14 protein-coding genes are annotated in these 16,913 nt (G+C 32.0%); 4 read left to right on the top strand and 10 right to left on the bottom strand.

The annotated features are described in order from the left end of the window. The 4 genes from QLS97_RS10330 to QLS97_RS10315 form a co-directional block, all read left to right on the top strand. A partial coding sequence (locus QLS97_RS10330; protein ID WP_282716470.1) for a T9SS type B sorting domain-containing protein occupies positions 1-1,037 on the top strand: 1,037 nt, incomplete at its 5' end. Between the two features lie 164 nt (positions 1,038-1,201). Further along, on the top strand, positions 1,202-2,110 hold the full coding sequence (locus QLS97_RS10325) for a PorP/SprF family type IX secretion system membrane protein (RefSeq protein WP_282716469.1): 909 nt from the start codon (positions 1,202-1,204) through the stop codon (positions 2,108-2,110). A gap of 12 nt (positions 2,111-2,122) precedes the next feature. Further along, complete coding sequence (locus tag QLS97_RS10320; RefSeq protein ID WP_282716467.1) at positions 2,123-2,518, top strand: tetratricopeptide repeat protein; 396 nt, start codon at positions 2,123-2,125, stop codon at positions 2,516-2,518. Between the two features lie 42 nt (positions 2,519-2,560). Continuing rightward, positions 2,561-4,501, top strand: coding sequence for an OmpA family protein (locus tag QLS97_RS10315; RefSeq protein WP_282716465.1), 1,941 nt, complete (start codon positions 2,561-2,563; stop codon positions 4,499-4,501). A gap of 307 nt (positions 4,502-4,808) precedes the next feature. On the opposite strand, the gene QLS97_RS10310 is transcribed toward QLS97_RS10315, so the two are convergent. The 10 genes from QLS97_RS10310 to nagB form a co-directional block, all read right to left on the bottom strand. Continuing rightward, complete coding sequence (locus tag QLS97_RS10310; RefSeq protein WP_282716463.1) at positions 4,809-5,312, bottom strand: CAP domain-containing protein; 504 nt, start codon at positions 5,310-5,312, stop codon at positions 4,809-4,811. A gap of 163 nt (positions 5,313-5,475) precedes the next feature. Further along, complete coding sequence (pdxH, locus tag QLS97_RS10305; protein ID WP_282716461.1) at positions 5,476-6,120, bottom strand: pyridoxamine 5'-phosphate oxidase; 645 nt, start codon at positions 6,118-6,120, stop codon at positions 5,476-5,478. A gap of 95 nt (positions 6,121-6,215) precedes the next feature. Beyond that, positions 6,216-7,121: a ribonuclease Z gene (locus tag QLS97_RS10300; protein WP_282716459.1), complete on the bottom strand. Its 906-nt coding sequence runs from the start codon at positions 7,119-7,121 to the stop codon at positions 6,216-6,218. Positions 7,122-7,193: 72 nt separating this feature from the next. Continuing rightward, positions 7,194-7,526 (bottom strand): ribonuclease Z, encoded by a 333-nt coding sequence (locus QLS97_RS10295; protein ID WP_282716458.1) that lies wholly within the window; start codon positions 7,524-7,526, stop codon positions 7,194-7,196. 71 nt (positions 7,527-7,597) lie between these two features. Continuing rightward, positions 7,598-8,524, bottom strand: a complete 927-nt coding sequence (locus tag QLS97_RS10290) for an aspartate carbamoyltransferase catalytic subunit (RefSeq protein ID WP_099715638.1) — start codon at positions 8,522-8,524, stop codon at positions 7,598-7,600. Positions 8,525-8,576: 52 nt separating this feature from the next. Continuing rightward, a complete protein-coding gene (gene pyrR / locus QLS97_RS10285) occupies positions 8,577-9,116 on the bottom strand; it encodes a bifunctional pyr operon transcriptional regulator/uracil phosphoribosyltransferase PyrR (protein WP_282716456.1) in 540 nt (179 codons plus the stop codon). 85 nt (positions 9,117-9,201) lie between these two features. Further along, positions 9,202-10,386, bottom strand: a complete 1,185-nt coding sequence (locus QLS97_RS10280) for a DUF418 domain-containing protein (RefSeq protein ID WP_282716454.1) — start codon at positions 10,384-10,386, stop codon at positions 9,202-9,204. 473 nt (positions 10,387-10,859) lie between these two features. After that, positions 10,860-12,479, bottom strand: coding sequence for an ABC-F family ATP-binding cassette domain-containing protein (locus QLS97_RS10275; RefSeq protein ID WP_282716452.1), 1,620 nt, complete (start codon positions 12,477-12,479; stop codon positions 10,860-10,862). A 275-nt stretch (positions 12,480-12,754) separates the two neighbouring features. Beyond that, positions 12,755-14,824 (bottom strand): beta-N-acetylhexosaminidase, encoded by a 2,070-nt coding sequence (locus tag QLS97_RS10270; protein WP_282716450.1) that lies wholly within the window; start codon positions 14,822-14,824, stop codon positions 12,755-12,757. Positions 14,825-14,940: 116 nt separating this feature from the next. Continuing rightward, positions 14,941-16,878: a glucosamine-6-phosphate deaminase gene (gene nagB, locus QLS97_RS10265; RefSeq protein WP_282716448.1), complete on the bottom strand. Its 1,938-nt coding sequence runs from the start codon at positions 16,876-16,878 to the stop codon at positions 14,941-14,943. Positions 16,879-16,913: the final 35 nt, after the last annotated feature.

Genomic DNA, 16,913 nt, shown 5'->3' with positions numbered 1-16,913 from the left:
TAACTGTTCAATGTTCTAATGTTCCAACTGCTGCTACCTTAACCGCTACTGATAATTGTGGGGATGCTACTGTAACATACAACCAAACATCTACTCCAGGTTTATGTGCCGGTGCTTACACACTAACGCGTACTTGGACTGCAAAAGATGCTTGTGGAAATGCCTCAACAGCTACACAAACTATTAATATAATAGACACTGTTGGTCCAACAACTGCCACTCAATTCAGTTCAACTGTTAATGTAACTTGTGATGCAATTCCAGCTAAGCCTGAACTTGTGTTTGTAGATAATTGTTCTACAGTTTCACCAGCTATTTTTACTGAAAACATCATAAACAGAACAGAAAATTCTTATTCAATCGTAAGAAAATGGTCTGTAGCTGATGCTTGTGGAAATGTATCTGAGTTTACTCAAATCATCAATGTTACTATTCCTAATAGTGTTGTAACAATAAGCCGTTCAATCTGTAATGATGGAGATATCACTACGACAAATCTAAATGATTTGTTACCGGTTGGAACTCCAACAAACGGAACTTGGGTAGATGTAAATAATTCCGGTGGTTTACAAGGAAGTATTCTTAATGCTTCAGGTCTTTCAGTTAGAGATTATACATTTGAATACAAAATTAATGATGCAACTTGCCCTAGAACTATAAGAATTGTCATGACGGTAAATACTGGTTGTGGTGGTATTGTATTAGCTTGTGGAACTGTATTGGTTCATAATGCTTTCTCTCCGAATGGTGACGGAATTAATGAAAAATTCATAATTGATAATATTGATGATACTGTTTGTTATCCAGAAAATACAGTAGAGATATATAACCGATGGGGTGTATTGGTTTTTGAAACCAAAGGATATAATAACACAAGTAATTCATTTGATGGTATTTCTGGTGGTAGATCAACTGTTCAACAATCTTCTGGTTTACCAACAGGAACTTACTTCTATATCTTGAATTATACCTCTGTTGATAATGATGGAAAAATCATAACCAATAAAAAAGACGGATATTTATACTTAACCAAATAATTAATCTTTATACCTGAGAACAAAAAAAGTTCTCAGGTATAATAAAAATAATATCTTTAGGTCCTCTTTTACAAAATGACACACCCTAAGGAAATTTATCAAACCGACCTGCCGGATTCTTATAAATGAGTTCGATAGATAATTTAAAATAATAAATATCTACTATGAAAACAAAATTATTTTCTTTCGTTTTGATGTTTACAGCCTTTGTAAGTTATGCGCAACAAGATGCCCAATTTACTCAATACATGTACAACACAATCAATATTAATCCCGCTTATGCTGGATCAAGAGGTGCTTTAAGTATTTTTGCGCTACACCGTACACAATGGGTAGGACTTGATGGTGCTCCAGTAACTAATGCTGCTTCTGTCAATACGCCTCTCAACGAAAGTAACTTAGGTTTGGGAGTATCGATTATAAATGATAAAATTGGACCTACCACTGAAAATACGATTTCAGCTGATTTGTCATACACCGTTCCTACTTCTGAAACGTTTAAACTATCTTTTGGAATCAAAGCAACTGCTAACTTTTTCAATTTAGATGTTAACCGATTAAATCCTGTTGATGATGATCCTAGTCTGCATGATTTCAATAATAAATTTACACCTAATATTGGAGCTGGTGTTTATTTACATTCTGATAAAGCTTATCTAGGGTTTTCAGTTCCCAATTTCATCGAAAGCAACCGTTATGATGATAATGAAGTAGCCATTTTTAAAGAAAAAATTAATTACTACTTAATCGCAGGTTATGTTTTTGATGTAAATGAGTCCATAAAATTTAAACCCGCATTATTGACAAAAGTAGTTGGCGGCGCTCCACTTCAAGTGGATGTATCAGGAAATTTCATGTTCAATGATAAATTTGTTGTAGGTCTAGCTTATAGATGGTCTGCGGCACTAAGTGCGATGGTTGGATTTCAAGTTACCGACGGAATGTATATAGGATATGGTTATGACCATGAAACCACTAAATTGAATAACTATAATTCTGGTTCTCATGAAATATTTTTACGTTATGAAATATTTAAAAATAATGGTAAAATTATAACTCCTAGATTCTTCTAGAAATTAAGCCACATGAAAAAAATTATATTCTTTTACATAACAATAATAAGTCTTGCTTCTTTTAAAGGGAATGCTCAAGATTCAAAATTTTACGTAACAGATAAAATAAGTGACAAATATGCTTACATAGATGTCATAAAAACGTATGAAAGGATTGCTGAAAAAGGATATAAGTCAGTAGATCTGTTTAAAAAACTTGGAGATTCCTATTACTCAAACGCAGATTTTGACAAAGCTGCAAAATGGTATTGTGAATTATTTGCCTTAAGCATTGATTTAGAACCTGAATATTATAATCAATATGCGAAGTGTTTACTATTTATTGGTCAAAATGATAGTGCCAATGAAATACTGGAAAAATTAAAACAAAAATCAGGGGTAATACAAGAGAAAAAAAATCGAAAATAACGATAAAATCACAACTCCAAAATTCTTTTAAAAACAATTATTATGAAAAAAAATATACTCCTTTACATAACAATAGTAAGTGTTTTTTCTATTAACATTTATTCCCAAAAAGCAAAATTGGCTACTGCTGATAAAAAGTATGATGGCTATGCTTATGTAGATGCCATCAAAACCTATGAAAGGGTTGCTGAAAAAGGATATAAATCAGCTGATATGTTTAAAAAGCTGGGCAATGCTTACTACTTCAATGCGGACTTTGATAAAGCTGCTAAATGGTATGGTGAATTGTTTACTATGGACACCTCAAATTTAGAACCTGAATATTATTATCGCTATGCTCAATCTTTAAGAGCAATCGATCAAAATGATAAGGCCAATGAGATGATGGAACTATTCAACCAAAAATCAGGAAACGACACCAGAGCTAAACTCTTTAAAAAAAATACCAATTATTTAGAAGCTATAAAAGCGAATTCCGGAAGGTATACAATTGAAGATGCCGGAATAAACTCTATGTATTCTGATTACGGAACTGCCTTATATTCCAATAAATTAGTTTTTGCTTCTGCTAGAGATACAGGAAGTCTTGGACAGAGAAAACACAAGTGGACCAACCAATATTTTACAAACTTATACACGGCTGATTTAGCAGAAGACATGGCTCCAAGTACTCCGAAAAAGTTTGATGGAACCATAAATTCCAAGTTTCATGAATCTACTCCTACTTTTAGCAGTGATGGAAAAACCATGTATTTTACACGAAACAACTATCTCGATGGTAAAAAAGGAAAAGATGGAAATAAAATTACTTTAATTAAAATATACAAAGCCACTTTAGAGAATGACAAATGGGCAAATGTAACCGAACTGCCTTTTGACAGTGACAATTACAGTACAGCGCATCCTGCTTTAAGTCCTGATGGAAAAACATTGTATTTTGCTTCTGATATGCCTGGAACATTAGGACAATCTGATTTATTCAAAGTAACAATAAATGAAGATGGTACTTTTGGAACCCCTGAAAATTTAGGGAATACAATTAATACCGAAGGAAGAGAAACTTTCCCTTTTATTAATGATGAAAATGAAATTTACTTTGCATCTGATGGACATCCTGGTCTTGGAGGATTAGACGTGTTTATGTCTAAAATAAATGAAGATGGTACTTTCAGTGAAGTTCAAAATGTAGGGGCTGATGTCAACTCTCCTAAAGATGATTTTGCTTATTTAATCGATACAAAATCAAGAAGAGGTTTTTTTACTTCCAATAGAGACGGTGGTAAAGGCTATGACGACATCTATAAATTTTTGGAAACAAGAAGACTTATTTGCGAGCAACTTCTTTATGGTGAAATCACCGATATAAAAACGGGAGAACTACTGGCTAACACAAAAATAACCTTATACGATAATCAATTTAAGGTTGTCAATACTGCTACTTCAGATGATAAAGGAAAATATAGCTTTACGGTTGCATGTGGAAAGACTTACAATGTAAGAGCTGAAAAACCAGAATACACCACCAAAGAAGAAAAAATCACTATCACTGCAACAACTGGAAAAACGTATTTACCAATCGCTTTAGAAAAAGAAATATGTAAAGTAGCCGTTGGTGATGATTTAGGTAAATGTTTTGGTATCAAAATGATTTATTTCGATTTAGACAAATCGAATATTAGACAAGAAGCAGCTCTGGATTTAGAAAAAATATTAGATGTTTTAAATCAAAATCCAACGATGAAAATTGACATCCGTTCTCATACCGATAGCAGACAAACCTTCAAATACAATGAAGCTTTATCTGAAAGAAGAGCTAAATCAACTATAAACTGGTTAGTTAAAAATGGTATTGATTCAAGCAGATTGACTGGTAAAGGTTATGGTGAAACTCAACTGGTAAACAAATGCGCTGATGATGTAATTTGTACAGAGGATGAACATCAACTCAACAGAAGAAGCGAATTTATTATTACTGCTTTGTAAATTGTAAAAATTTAATAGGCTGTATTATAAAGACAGCCTATTTTTTATAAGCTTTACAGAATAAGGATATCACTGCACAACTTATTATGTAATTAGTTTCACTCTAAGAGCTAAGAAGATCAACTCCTTTTAGAGTTACTAAAACAAAAGATAATTACTCCAAACAAAAAAGTCCAATGAATTATTTCATTGGACTTTTCTCTTTAACCAATCATAATAAAATTAATTATCTTCTAGATTCTTAATAAATATAAAAGGCTGCCTTTTGGGGATAAGACAGCCTTTTAGTTTTAAAAACAAACTCTAACTATATTTTTGCGAAAATATTTGTGTAATATTTTCTACCATTTGCAGGATTTTCTTTAATTGCAATTCCAAAATGCGTATGATCACCTTCTATATTAGCTTTATGACTAGGACTTGCTAACCAAGCATCTAAAACTGCCTGAGGACTATTGTAATTGTAAGCTATATTTTCGCTTACTGTTTTAGCCCCTAAAGTTTTAATGATATTTTCGGAACGAGCTACAAAATCATTATGATTAACTACATTATTTGCAATCATGTAATTATCATGTTCTTCTGATTTGAAAGACATATGATTTATTTTTTCCAAAGGTTTCAATCCAACACTGATTCTGTGTTTATTAATTAAATCCATTGTTTCTAATTCAATTGAATTATAAGAATAACTTACCACTTTTTGTAAAGACGCTTCAGTAGTTTGAGTTTCAGAATCATCTGAAGAGCAAGAATTCATAGTGCATATCACAGTAACGAGCAATAATGCGCGAAGTAATTTTATTTTCATAATATAGTAGTTTAAGTTTAAAGTAGATTGTGGGGCAAACTTCTTTAATAAATAAATAATATGTTCTTATTTCTTTTTCAAACATACTTCTTTTGTCGTTAAACTACCAAAAATAATCGACGAACTACATCATAAAAATAATTAAATATGTATTTTTCTTACATTATGGAGATAATCGATCGATTTTCCAAGAAAAATCTTCCTGACTACTATATCTAATTCTGTCATGCAATCTATTAGGTCTTCCTTGCCAAAATTCTACCTCTAAAGGTGTTACTAGAAATCCTCCCCAATGTTTCGGTCTAGGAATTACCATACTCTCAAAATCCTTTTCTAACTGTTTTAGATTTCCTTCTAAATATTCACGAGAAGGGACAACTTCACTTTGGTTTGAAACAATTGCTCCTAATTTGCTTCCGTCCGGTCTAGATTCAAAATAATTATCTGAAATGGTTTCGGTAGTTTTATGGGCAATACCTTTTATAATAACCTGGCGTTCCATAGTGTGCCAAAAAAAAGATAGGCAAATTTTAGGATTTTGGGCAATAGCCCTACCCTTTTCTGAATTATAATTGGTGTAAAAAATAAACCCTTCCTCATTAAATTTTTTCAACAAAACAACTCTGGCCTTTGGAAATCCATCTAAACCTATTGTAGATACCGTCATAGCATTAACTTCACTATCGCCACCAAAGTCTTCTACTTCATGAAACCATCTGTTAAAAAGGTTTATTGGGTCTTCAGGAATATTTGATTCTAATAATTCACTCTTTTCGTACGATTTTCTGTAATTACCTAAGTCTTTCATATTTTATATTTTAAGATTATTCGATACTTGAATGATTCCATTTAGAAAGATTCAAATATCCAAATGTGAATTCAGATGAAATAAATTATTTTTATTTAAAACTCGAAGCTTTTTCCATCATCGGCCAAGAGTACTTCCGGAAAAATAGTTGCTGCTTCTTCTTTAAAAAGATCAATATTCTCATATCGAGTAGAATAATGCCCTAAAATTAATTGCTTTGCATTAGATTTCAAAGCAATTGTAGCGGCTTCTTTTGCCGTGGAATGCAAGGTCTTTTTAGCTAAATTTTCTTCTGTTTGCAGAAAAGTAGATTCATGATATAAAACGTCAATATTTTCAATGATTGGAATTATTGCTTCATTATATGCGGTATCTGAACAAAAAGCATAATTTTTTGCAGGAATTGGATCAAATGTTAATTTGTCATTTTCAATAACTCGCCCATCATCTAAAGTAATATCTTTTCCGTTTTTTATTTTTTGATAATAACAGGTATCGATTTCATAATTTTGGACGGCATCGAGATTAAGTTTTCGGTCTCCTTTTTTTTCTTGGAATAAAAACCCATTTGTATAAACACGATGCTTTAAAGGAATGGTTTTTACCAAAACCTTTTCATCTTCAAAAATCACTTCACTTTCGTTGGATTCCAGTTCATGGAAAAACAAACCATAATTAGTCCAAGAATTAGATAATCTCAATTGTAACTTGATGATTTCTTGGATTCCCTTTGGACCATAAATATGTAAATCAGTTGTTCTGTTCAGTAAAGTAAAAGTAGAGACTAAACCTATTAATCCAAAAAAATGATCTCCGTGCAAATGAGAAATGAAGATATGATTAATCTTAGAAAATTGGATTTTATTTTTTCGCAATTGCACTTGGGTTCCTTCTGCGCAATCAATCAGAAAAATTCTGTTTTTTATTTCTAGAATCTGTGAGGTTGGATTCGTAAAAGTTCGGGGTGTTGCGGCATAGCAACCAAGGATTGTTAATTTCAAGTTTTTGTGTATTCGGTTATTACGTATTTAGTTAAATCAATTAAACGGTTAACAATAACCGAATACACTAATTTAAAAACCTAAATCTCTTTCAATCTCTTCCATTTCAATAATATCATGTGCTTCTAATAAAGAAGGAACAACTGTTAATTTCTCTGGAACGGCATTGTAATCAAAATCAGAAGTAACTATAACAAATGATTTTTTAGCTTTTTTATGCAGTTTTGATAAAGGCATAAATAATTTCATATTACCCGCCGGTAAATCTTTGTACAACAAAAGATCTATGATTAAATTATGCTTTTCAAATGTTTTATATTGATGAGTAACCTTCATTAAAAAAGAGGTAAAATCACCTTGCGTATCTCTAATGCTAATTGTGTGTCCTTTTTGATCTACTTTCATCTTTTTAATTTCTAAGTCTACTCAAGGTAGAGAAGTTTATAAATAGCTAATTTACAAAGTTTTATATTAAACTACTGAATTTTTGATGCCAAAAGATAAATTACCGCCATTCTAATCGCCACACCATTTTCGACTTGGTTTAAAATCACCGATTGTTGTGAATCAGCCACCTCACTGGTAATTTCGACACCACGATTAATCGGTCCCGGATGCATAATTATGATTTCTTTATTTAGAGAATCCAAAATCGTTTTATCAACTCCATATTGTTGAGCGTATTCTCTTGTAGATGGAAAATAATTCACATCCATTCGTTCGTTTTGCACGCGTAACATATTCGCCACATCACACCATTCTAGCGCTTTTATCAAATTAGGTTCTACAGTTACACCAAGCGATTCAATATATCTTGGAATAAGCGTTTTTGGTCCGCAAACTTTCACCTCTGCTCCCTGCATTTGTAACGCATATATATTTGACAAGGCAACTCTGGAATGCAAAACATCACCTACAATCACTACTTTTTTTCCGGCCACTTCTCCTAATTTTTCTCTAATCGAATAACTGTCTAATAAGGCTTGTGTAGGATGCTCATGTGCGCCATCTCCCGCATTTACAATACTGGCTTTTACGTTTTTGGAAAGAAAATAAGCAGCACCAGGATTAGCATGTCGCATGACTACCATATCTACTTTCATCGAAAGAATATTATTAACGGTATCTATTAGAGTTTCCCCTTTTTTGACTGAAGATTGTGCTGCCGAAAAACTGATAACATCGGCAGATAAACGTTTTTGTGCTAACTCAAAAGAGAGTTTTGTTCTAGTACTATTTTCGAAAAAAATATTGGCAATGGTAATATCTCGTAAGGAAGGTACTTTCTTAATTGGTCGATTGATAACTTCTTTAAAATGATCGGCTGTTTCAAAAATTAGGTCAATATCATTTTTGTTGATGTATTTTATTCCTAATAAATGATTTACGCTTAATTCTTTCATTTCTTTTTACGATTATTAGTTTTTAATGTTAGACTTTTAAACAAATAAGTATCTAACTTGTAATTAAATAGACACCATCTTCACCATCATTTTCTTTCCAACTCACTTTAACTTTTTCGTTATTTATGGCATCTACCTGTCTTCCTCTATAATCCGGTTGAATAGGCAAATTACGGCTAAAACGTCTGTCAATCAAAACCAGAAGTTCAATTTCTGATGGTCTTCCAAAAGATTGAATGGCAGTCAAAGCGGAACGAATGCTTCGTCCGGTAAATAAAACATCATCAATGAAAATAACTTTTTTGTTTTCAACGATAAAATTAATCTTGGTTTTATTTGCTTCTAATGGCTTATCTGTTCTTCGAAAATCATCTCTGAAAAAGGTAATATCCAAATAGCCCAATTGAATTTCAGGTGTTTGGTATTCTTTTTCTAATATTTCTTTCAAACGTTCTGCTAAAAAAACGCCTCTTGGTTGAATACCTACTAAAATAGTGTCTGAAAAATCTAAGTGTTTTTCAATTAATTGACAGGCCAAACGATGTAATATTATAGTAACTTCTTTTGCAGTAAGTAATACTTTTTGACTCATTGTAAAGTGTGTTGTTTGGTTTTGCAAATATACGAATTCCGATTTATGATTTTATAATTATAAAGAGAGAAAATAGAGGCCTTTTTTATTTACCCCATGAAATCCATGTAGCTTTATACCAAATCGTTTCTAAAGGTCCTTGTTTATGCGTTTTAAGCCACCAAGTACAAAATATTAATTGTATAAAAAATAACACAATACCTATCAATAAACAATATGTTGCTCCCGTATATTCAAAAAGTCCTAATCCGTATCGATAATAAAGAAAAGAACCAATCATAGATTGCATAATGTAATTAGTCAAACTCATTTTTCCAAAAGGAATAAGTTTAGAAAATACTTTATTAACAGAATCCTTTTGATACAATAAAACAAATCCTGAAACGAGAACTAACATAAATGCTACGTTTGACCAAGAAGTAAATATAATGGTGAGTTTATTAGATAACGTTACTCTTGCTATAACATCTACCGTATGAGTCTTTAATACAAATAATGGTATAAATAAAATACTTGAATACAGTAATACTTTTTTCCAAAACTGTTGGTTTGCATCGGTTATATTAAAAAGTTGTTTTCGACCCAGTAACATTCCAAATAAGAATAAAGCCGGAGCCTGGAAAAACCTACCATTTTCCCAAGACCATAATAAAGAAGCGATTTTTCCTAATGTCAAGTTTCCTACTACATAATCTACAAAAGAACCATTTTTCATAAAAAGTGCAATACTTTCATAATAACCATTAGACAAATTAGGTGGTGCAACATAATCTGGATTTAGAATATAATAAATACACCTTGCCCATTCTAAAGGTTGCAGCATCAAAATAATAGCTGTAATAAAAATAGCTTTGTTACTCCAGTTGACAACCGGTATCAATAAAAGTCCCAAAAAAGCATACAAAGTCAGAATATCTCCTTGATAAAATGCCGTATTTATAAGTCCAAAAACTAATAATAACATCATACGCCAAAAAAATCGCCCTCGGAAATCATTTCCTTTTTTAGCTTGATTGTCATTTTGAATGTAAAAACTAAACCCAAAAAGAAGCGCAAAAATGGCATACGATTTTCCTCCAAAAAGGAAAAACATTGAGTCCCAAACTATTTTATCCATAGCGACAAGCCAAGCAGGAAAATTTTCAGGCAAATGATAATATTCAAAATGTTCTACATTATGAAGTAACATAATAGACATAATGGCAAAACCACGTAAGGCATCTACCACTTCTATTCTCGGAGATTTTAAATTTAAAGTAATGTTGGTCATATTGATAGCTTAGATTAAATAAAAATAATAAAACTCAAAAATATATTTTTTTACATAAATAGTGGTTTAAAAAATATTTATAAAGGTGCATTTTGTGATTTTTTTTTAAAACTATTGAAAAATTTTACAATAAACAGTAGAAATTATATAACAAATAAGCGCTTCTATTTAGTAATTTTATATTTCTAATTAAAGAAAAAAATCATGCAAAAAAAACTAACCAGATTGTTAATGCTTTTAGTAGTATTACTATCGTTTACGAGTTGTTCAATTATAGAAGGTATATTTAAAGCAGGAGTTGGCGTAGGTATTTTTATTGTGATTGCTGTACTAACCATTATCGCATTTATTGTGAGTAAAATTTTCAGCAGGAAATAGACAGAAATAATTTTAATTATTTTAGTGAATATCAATTAAACAAAAAAATCTCCCACAAATTGCGGGAGATTTTTTTTATAAACACTGTATTACTTTTATATTGTATACATCTTAGCTCTCAATTCCTGAACTTTTTCATCATCAAGATAATCATCAAACGTCATGTAACGGTCAATAGCTCCATTTGGTGTCAATTCGATAACTCTATTGGCAACAGTTTGAGAAAATTCATGATCATGAGTAGTAAAAATCACAGATCCTTTGAAGTTTTTTAAGGAATTATTAAAAGCTGTAATGGACTCTAAATCTAAGTGATTCGTTGGTTCATCAAGCATTAAAACATTCGCTCTTTCCATCATCATTCGAGACAGCATACAACGTACTTTTTCTCCTCCAGATAATACTCTACACGTTTTCAAAGCTTCTTCTCCAGAGAAAATCATTTTCCCAAGGAAACTACGAATATTTACCTCATCACGCTCTTCTTCGGTTTTTACCCATTGACGTAACCAATCTACAAGAGAATAATCGCTCTCAAAAAACGAATGATTTTCTACTGGCAAATACGCTTGGTTTGTAGTAACTCCCCAATCATAAGTACCTGAATCAGCTTTTTGGTTTCCATTTAAAATTTCATAGAAAGCAGTAGTTGCACGGGAATCTTTTGAGAAAAGAACGATTTTATCGCCTTTGGCCATATTCAAATCTACGCCTTTAAACAAAACATCACCATCTATTGAAGCACTTAGATTTTGTACGTTCAAAATTTGATCTCCCGCTTCACGCTCTTGGTCAAAAATAATCGCTGGGTAACGACGGCTTGATGGTTTTATCTCAGAAATATTCAACTTACTGATCATTTTTTTACGAGAAGTAGCTTGTTTTGATTTAGCCACATTCGCACTAAAACGACGAATAAATTCTTCTAATTCCTGTTTCTTTTCTTCGGCTTTCTTATTCTGTTGTGCACGTTGTTTTGCAGCTAATTGACTTGATTCATACCAGAAAGTATAATTTCCTGAATAATGATTGATTTTATTGAAATCAATATCAGAAATATGGGTACAAACTGAATCCAAAAAGTGTCTGTCGTGAGAAACTACAATTACTGTATTCTCATAATTTGCCAAGAAATTCTCTAACCAAGCGATGGTTTCAAAATCCAAATCATTGGTAGGCTCATCCATAATAAGCAAATCAGGGTTTCCAAAAAGTGCTTGTGCCAAAAGCACTCGAACTTTTATTTTCCCTTCCAAGTCTCCCATTAAAGTATAATGATGATCTTCGGTAATTCCAAGATTTGATAACATCGATGCAGCATCAGAATCAGCATTCCAACCGTTCATTTCTTCAAATTGCACTTGCAATTCTCCTATTCTGTCTGCATTTGAATCGTTGTAATCTAAATACAAAGCATCCATTTCTTTTTTGATTGCATATAAGGTTTTATTCCCCATCATAACGGTCTCAAGAACGGTACTTTCATCAAACATATTATGGTTTTGGTTCAAAACCGACATACGTTTTCCTGGTTCCAAGTGAATATGTCCCGATGTTGGATCCATTTCACCTGCAATTATTTTAAGAAAAGTAGATTTTCCAGCGCCATTGGCTCCGATAACTCCGTAGATATTACCGTGTGTGAAGGTAGTATTTACTTCGTCAAACAAAATTCGTTTGCCAAACTGAACTGATAAATTATTTACTGTTAACATGAATATTTATTTTATAAAATTTTTGCAAAAATACGAAAAAAATACTAATTTTTTTTATCCAAAAAAGTACATTTTTATGAATTCTATTTAGCTTACCATTAAAAGACTAATCAAAAAAAAACCTGACACAAAATGCCAGGTTTATAATATCATTTTCTTTAAAACAAACCACTTTCTAAATTATAAAGAAACTAATATTTATTCAAAATAAAATAAATCAAAATATAAATAACCAAACTCAATTTTAACAAGCCTATTCTATTTTTGAACTTTCATTATTTGATTAATTTTTTCAAACTATTGTACACTGCTAATTCTACATCGGCATGATTTTTTGAATTGCATTGTTCCAATAAATCATTCAGTACAACTGAATTTAAAGATTGTTTTTTCTCTATACTTAATAAAAGTTGTTCTGATATGGCACTTAAGCTTTTTGACAAAGGTAAAAGTGGTTGAACCAATGGTGCATTTGTACTCAAATCAATCAACTTAGTATTCATATCCATCCATTTTTTTAGAAAATGAGTAACTGAAACTTGATTTTCTAAACTTTTATTTTCTAAATAAAGACTCACTACCGCATCAAAAGCCAAGGCATCACTTGCGTCCGGTGCACAAGCATCAGCAAATAAAGTAAAAGGGGAATACATTTGATACTCGGTTCCGCCGCTATTACGCGAATATATTTTTAGTGGTTCACAAACATTAGAAAAATCATTTAAAGCCTCTGTTTTTTGATTATTACTGATGTTTCTTAAAATCACTTCTTTGTTTCTTATATGTGTAATTCCAAGCTCTTCTAATCTAAAAGAAATGCCTTTCAATCTTTTGCGCAAGCTATTTATATCCGTAATATTTTCATCTGACCACAATCGTTCCGCAATTGCTGCCGCTCTTGGCCAAATTCTGGAATCAATGTTTAAAGGTGTCACTAATTCGCTCCACATGGTTGCTTCTCCTCCTAATATCCTAGCTTTTTCAGCATCAGTTAACATATTGTTTTTAGGTAACGGATCGTTTGAATAATGATCTGCAACACCTTGCATTAAATCAATATAATATCCATTCGACAAAACGGTTTTATATCCGTTTTTTGCTGCATTAATTAATGAACTCCCTGATAAAACACCTTCATTTACTCCTTTCCAAGAATGAATTATCGCATCTTTAGACATGTTTTTAGTCATTATTTCTTCCCAACCCATTAATTCCTTATGATGTTTTTTTAACATCGGAACTAATTGCATGGTGAAATAAGTTTGTAATTCATGGTTGTTAGCCAGTTTATTTTTCTTTTTAAACTCTTGAATTTTAGGATTAGAATCCCAATCTTTTCCTTCATTTTCATCACCTCCAATATGGAAATAACTCCCCGGAAACAAGGGACAAACCTCATCAAATATTTCACTCAATAATTGATACGTTTTAGGGTTTGAAGGATCTAATGTTGGTGTAAAAATCCCAGCATTTCTTTCTAAAGAATAGGATGTTATCCCGGATACTTGCGTTTTACTTTCAATAGAGTTTGAATTCAAATTCACTGTTTTACTGCCTATTTCCGGATAAGCCGTAAGCATCGCAGTTCCATGACCTGGAACATCAATTTCAGGAACTACAAGAATCCCTCGATCATCAGCATATTTTACAATATTTTTTATTTCTTCTTGGGTATAATAATTCCCATCCGAAGCCAATTCTGTTAGTTTTGGATGCTTTTTCAGTTCAATTCTCCAACCTTGATCATCTACTAAGTGCCAGTGAAAAACATTCATTTTTACGGCTGCCATAGCATCAAGATTTCTTTTGATAACATCTATTGGTTGAAAATGTCTGGCAACATCTATCATTAATCCCCTCCAAGTAAATCTTGGAAAATCAGTAATCATAACTGTTGGAAAATAAAAAGAAGTCCCATTATTTTGCAACAATTGCAATACAGTTTCAAGTGCATGTAAGGCTCCTAAGTCAGACGTAGCATTAATAATAATTTTATTAGACTGAATTTCAAGTTGATAACTTTCATCTTCATACAACCCTATTTTTCCATTTTTAACACAATTTATTTGTACTTGTGCCTCTGGCGCTTCATTTTTTTTTATAAAAAATCCTTGCTCAAAAAACAAACCAGTTTTGTTGTCTAATCTTCGTAAAAAATTAGTCGCACCCACAAATATTCGAGGGTTAGGATTACCTGTAATATTAACTTTAAAGTTTTTGCTTAAAGCAAAAGTACCTTGAGTCAAATTAATATTTTGAGGCCATGGCATCAAATCTAATGATGTAGTTTTTAATTGAGCATTCGCAACAATGCCTGTGAACAATAGAATTAAAATATATTTCATGCTTTTTTGGGTAATTACAATAGTATAGAGAAGTATTTGAACTTGGTTAGGAACAAATTTATAAGCAGATTTTTTTTTCCACAGCTGTCAAAAGAAAAATCTGCCTATTATTTTATTTAGTAGTCGAAACGCTTGAAAGCTTCGATAGCTTCGTATTCAGCAAGACCTAAATTATCATACAATTTTGCTGTATTTTTATTACGGTCTTCAGCTCTTACCCAGAATTCTCTGGAATCGTTTCCTTGAAACATTACCCTGTCTTTTTGGGATTGATGGTACAAAATTGCATGTCTTTTAAGTAAGACCTCATCTGGACTTAATGGTACGGCCATGTCTATTTCGTGAATATCCCACTCATGCCATGCACCTCTATACAACCACAACCAACAATCATTCATGTAAGCCTCCGGTTTCAGTTGTTTCATTGCCGCGAAAATTGCATTCAAGCAAACTTCATGAGTTCCATGCGGATCAGCAAGATCACCTGCGGCAAAAACCTGATGGGGTTTAATTTTTGCAATTATATCTTTTACAATGGCAATATCATCCTCGCCTATTGGATTTTTCTTTACTTGTCCTGTTTCATAAAAAGGCATATCTAAAAAATGAATATTTTCATCTTTCAATCCGATATATCTTGTAGCAGCGTACGATTCACGACGTCTAATAAGACCTTTTAATTTTCTAACTTCAAGAGAATCTATTTGATTTTCTGTTTTGTTATTTAGAAAATTAATTACTGTTTTAAAATTAATTTTAGTTTCATCTGTACCAACAAAATCGTTACAAACTTCGGCAAACTTTAAAGCTTCATCATCTGTAACAGCAATATTTCCTGAAGTCTGATACACTACATGAACATCATGTCCTTGTTTTATCAATTTTGAAAAGGTTCCACCCATAGAAATTACATCATCATCTGGATGCGGACTAAAAAGGATTATTCTTTTCTTAGAAGGATTAGCGCGTTCCGGTCTGTAAGTATCGTCTGTATTCGGTTTTCCTCCCGGCCATCCAGTTATGGTATGCTGCAACACATTAAACATATTAATATTTAAATCGTACGCAGAACCTTCTAAAGCCAAAAGATCAGACATTCCGTTATTATTATAATCCCTGTCGGTCAGTTTTAAAATAGATTGATCCGTTTTTTGGCATAGCCAAACAATAGCTTTACTTTTTAATTCTTGTGTCCAAATGCATTCTCCCACTAACCACGGTGTTTTGAATCGGGTTAATTCAGAAGCAGCAGATTGGTCTAAAACAAAAGTTGTATTGGTGTGATTTTGTAAAAAAGTAGCAGGAACTTCAGAGCTTATATCACCTTGAATAGTTCTTTTTACAATATCGGCTTTATTTTGTCCCCATGCCATCAATACAATTCTTTTAGATCTAAGAATCGTAGAAACGCCCATGGTAATTGCTCTTTTAGGAACATTGTCAATCCCATTAAAATCCGATGAAGCATCTACTCTTGTAATATGATCCAACGTAATTATTCGAGTCCCTGAATTGATGTGCGAACCCGGTTCATTGAATCCAACGTGACCTGTACGGCCAATTCCTAATAATTGAAAATCAAGACCACCTGCATTTTTTATTTTCATTTCATAATCAATACAATATTGGTTCAATTCTTCAATAGCCACCGTACCGTCTGGAATATTGACATTTTCAGGTTTAATGTCTATGTGATTAAAAAGATGCTGGTGCATGAAATAATGATAGCTCTGATTATTCTCTTTTGTCATTGGATAATACTCATCCAAATTAAAAGTGATTACATTACTAAAACTAAGACCTTCTTCTTTATACATTCGAACCAATTCTTCATATACTTTTATAGGCGAAGAACCTGTTGCTAAACCTAGAACACAAGGTTTGTTTTCTTCTTGTCTTGATCTAATTAATTGTGCAATTTCCTGAGCGACAATGACAGACGCTTCTACTGAGTTTTTAAAAATTTCATTATGAATTTTTTCAAATCTCGTTTCTTCAAATTTACCGGCACTTTTATAGCTGATGTCAGGTTTAATTTCTAAAGCACTTTTCATTTTATTTTTATTTATTCGATTTAATTACTTCGTTG

This window comes from Flavobacterium yafengii (genome assembly GCF_030010375.1).
Lineage (GTDB): Bacteria > Bacteroidota > Bacteroidia > Flavobacteriales > Flavobacteriaceae > Flavobacterium > Flavobacterium yafengii.
Note: the sequence above shows the minus strand (reverse complement) of the source record. Positions and strands in the feature narration are given on the sequence as shown.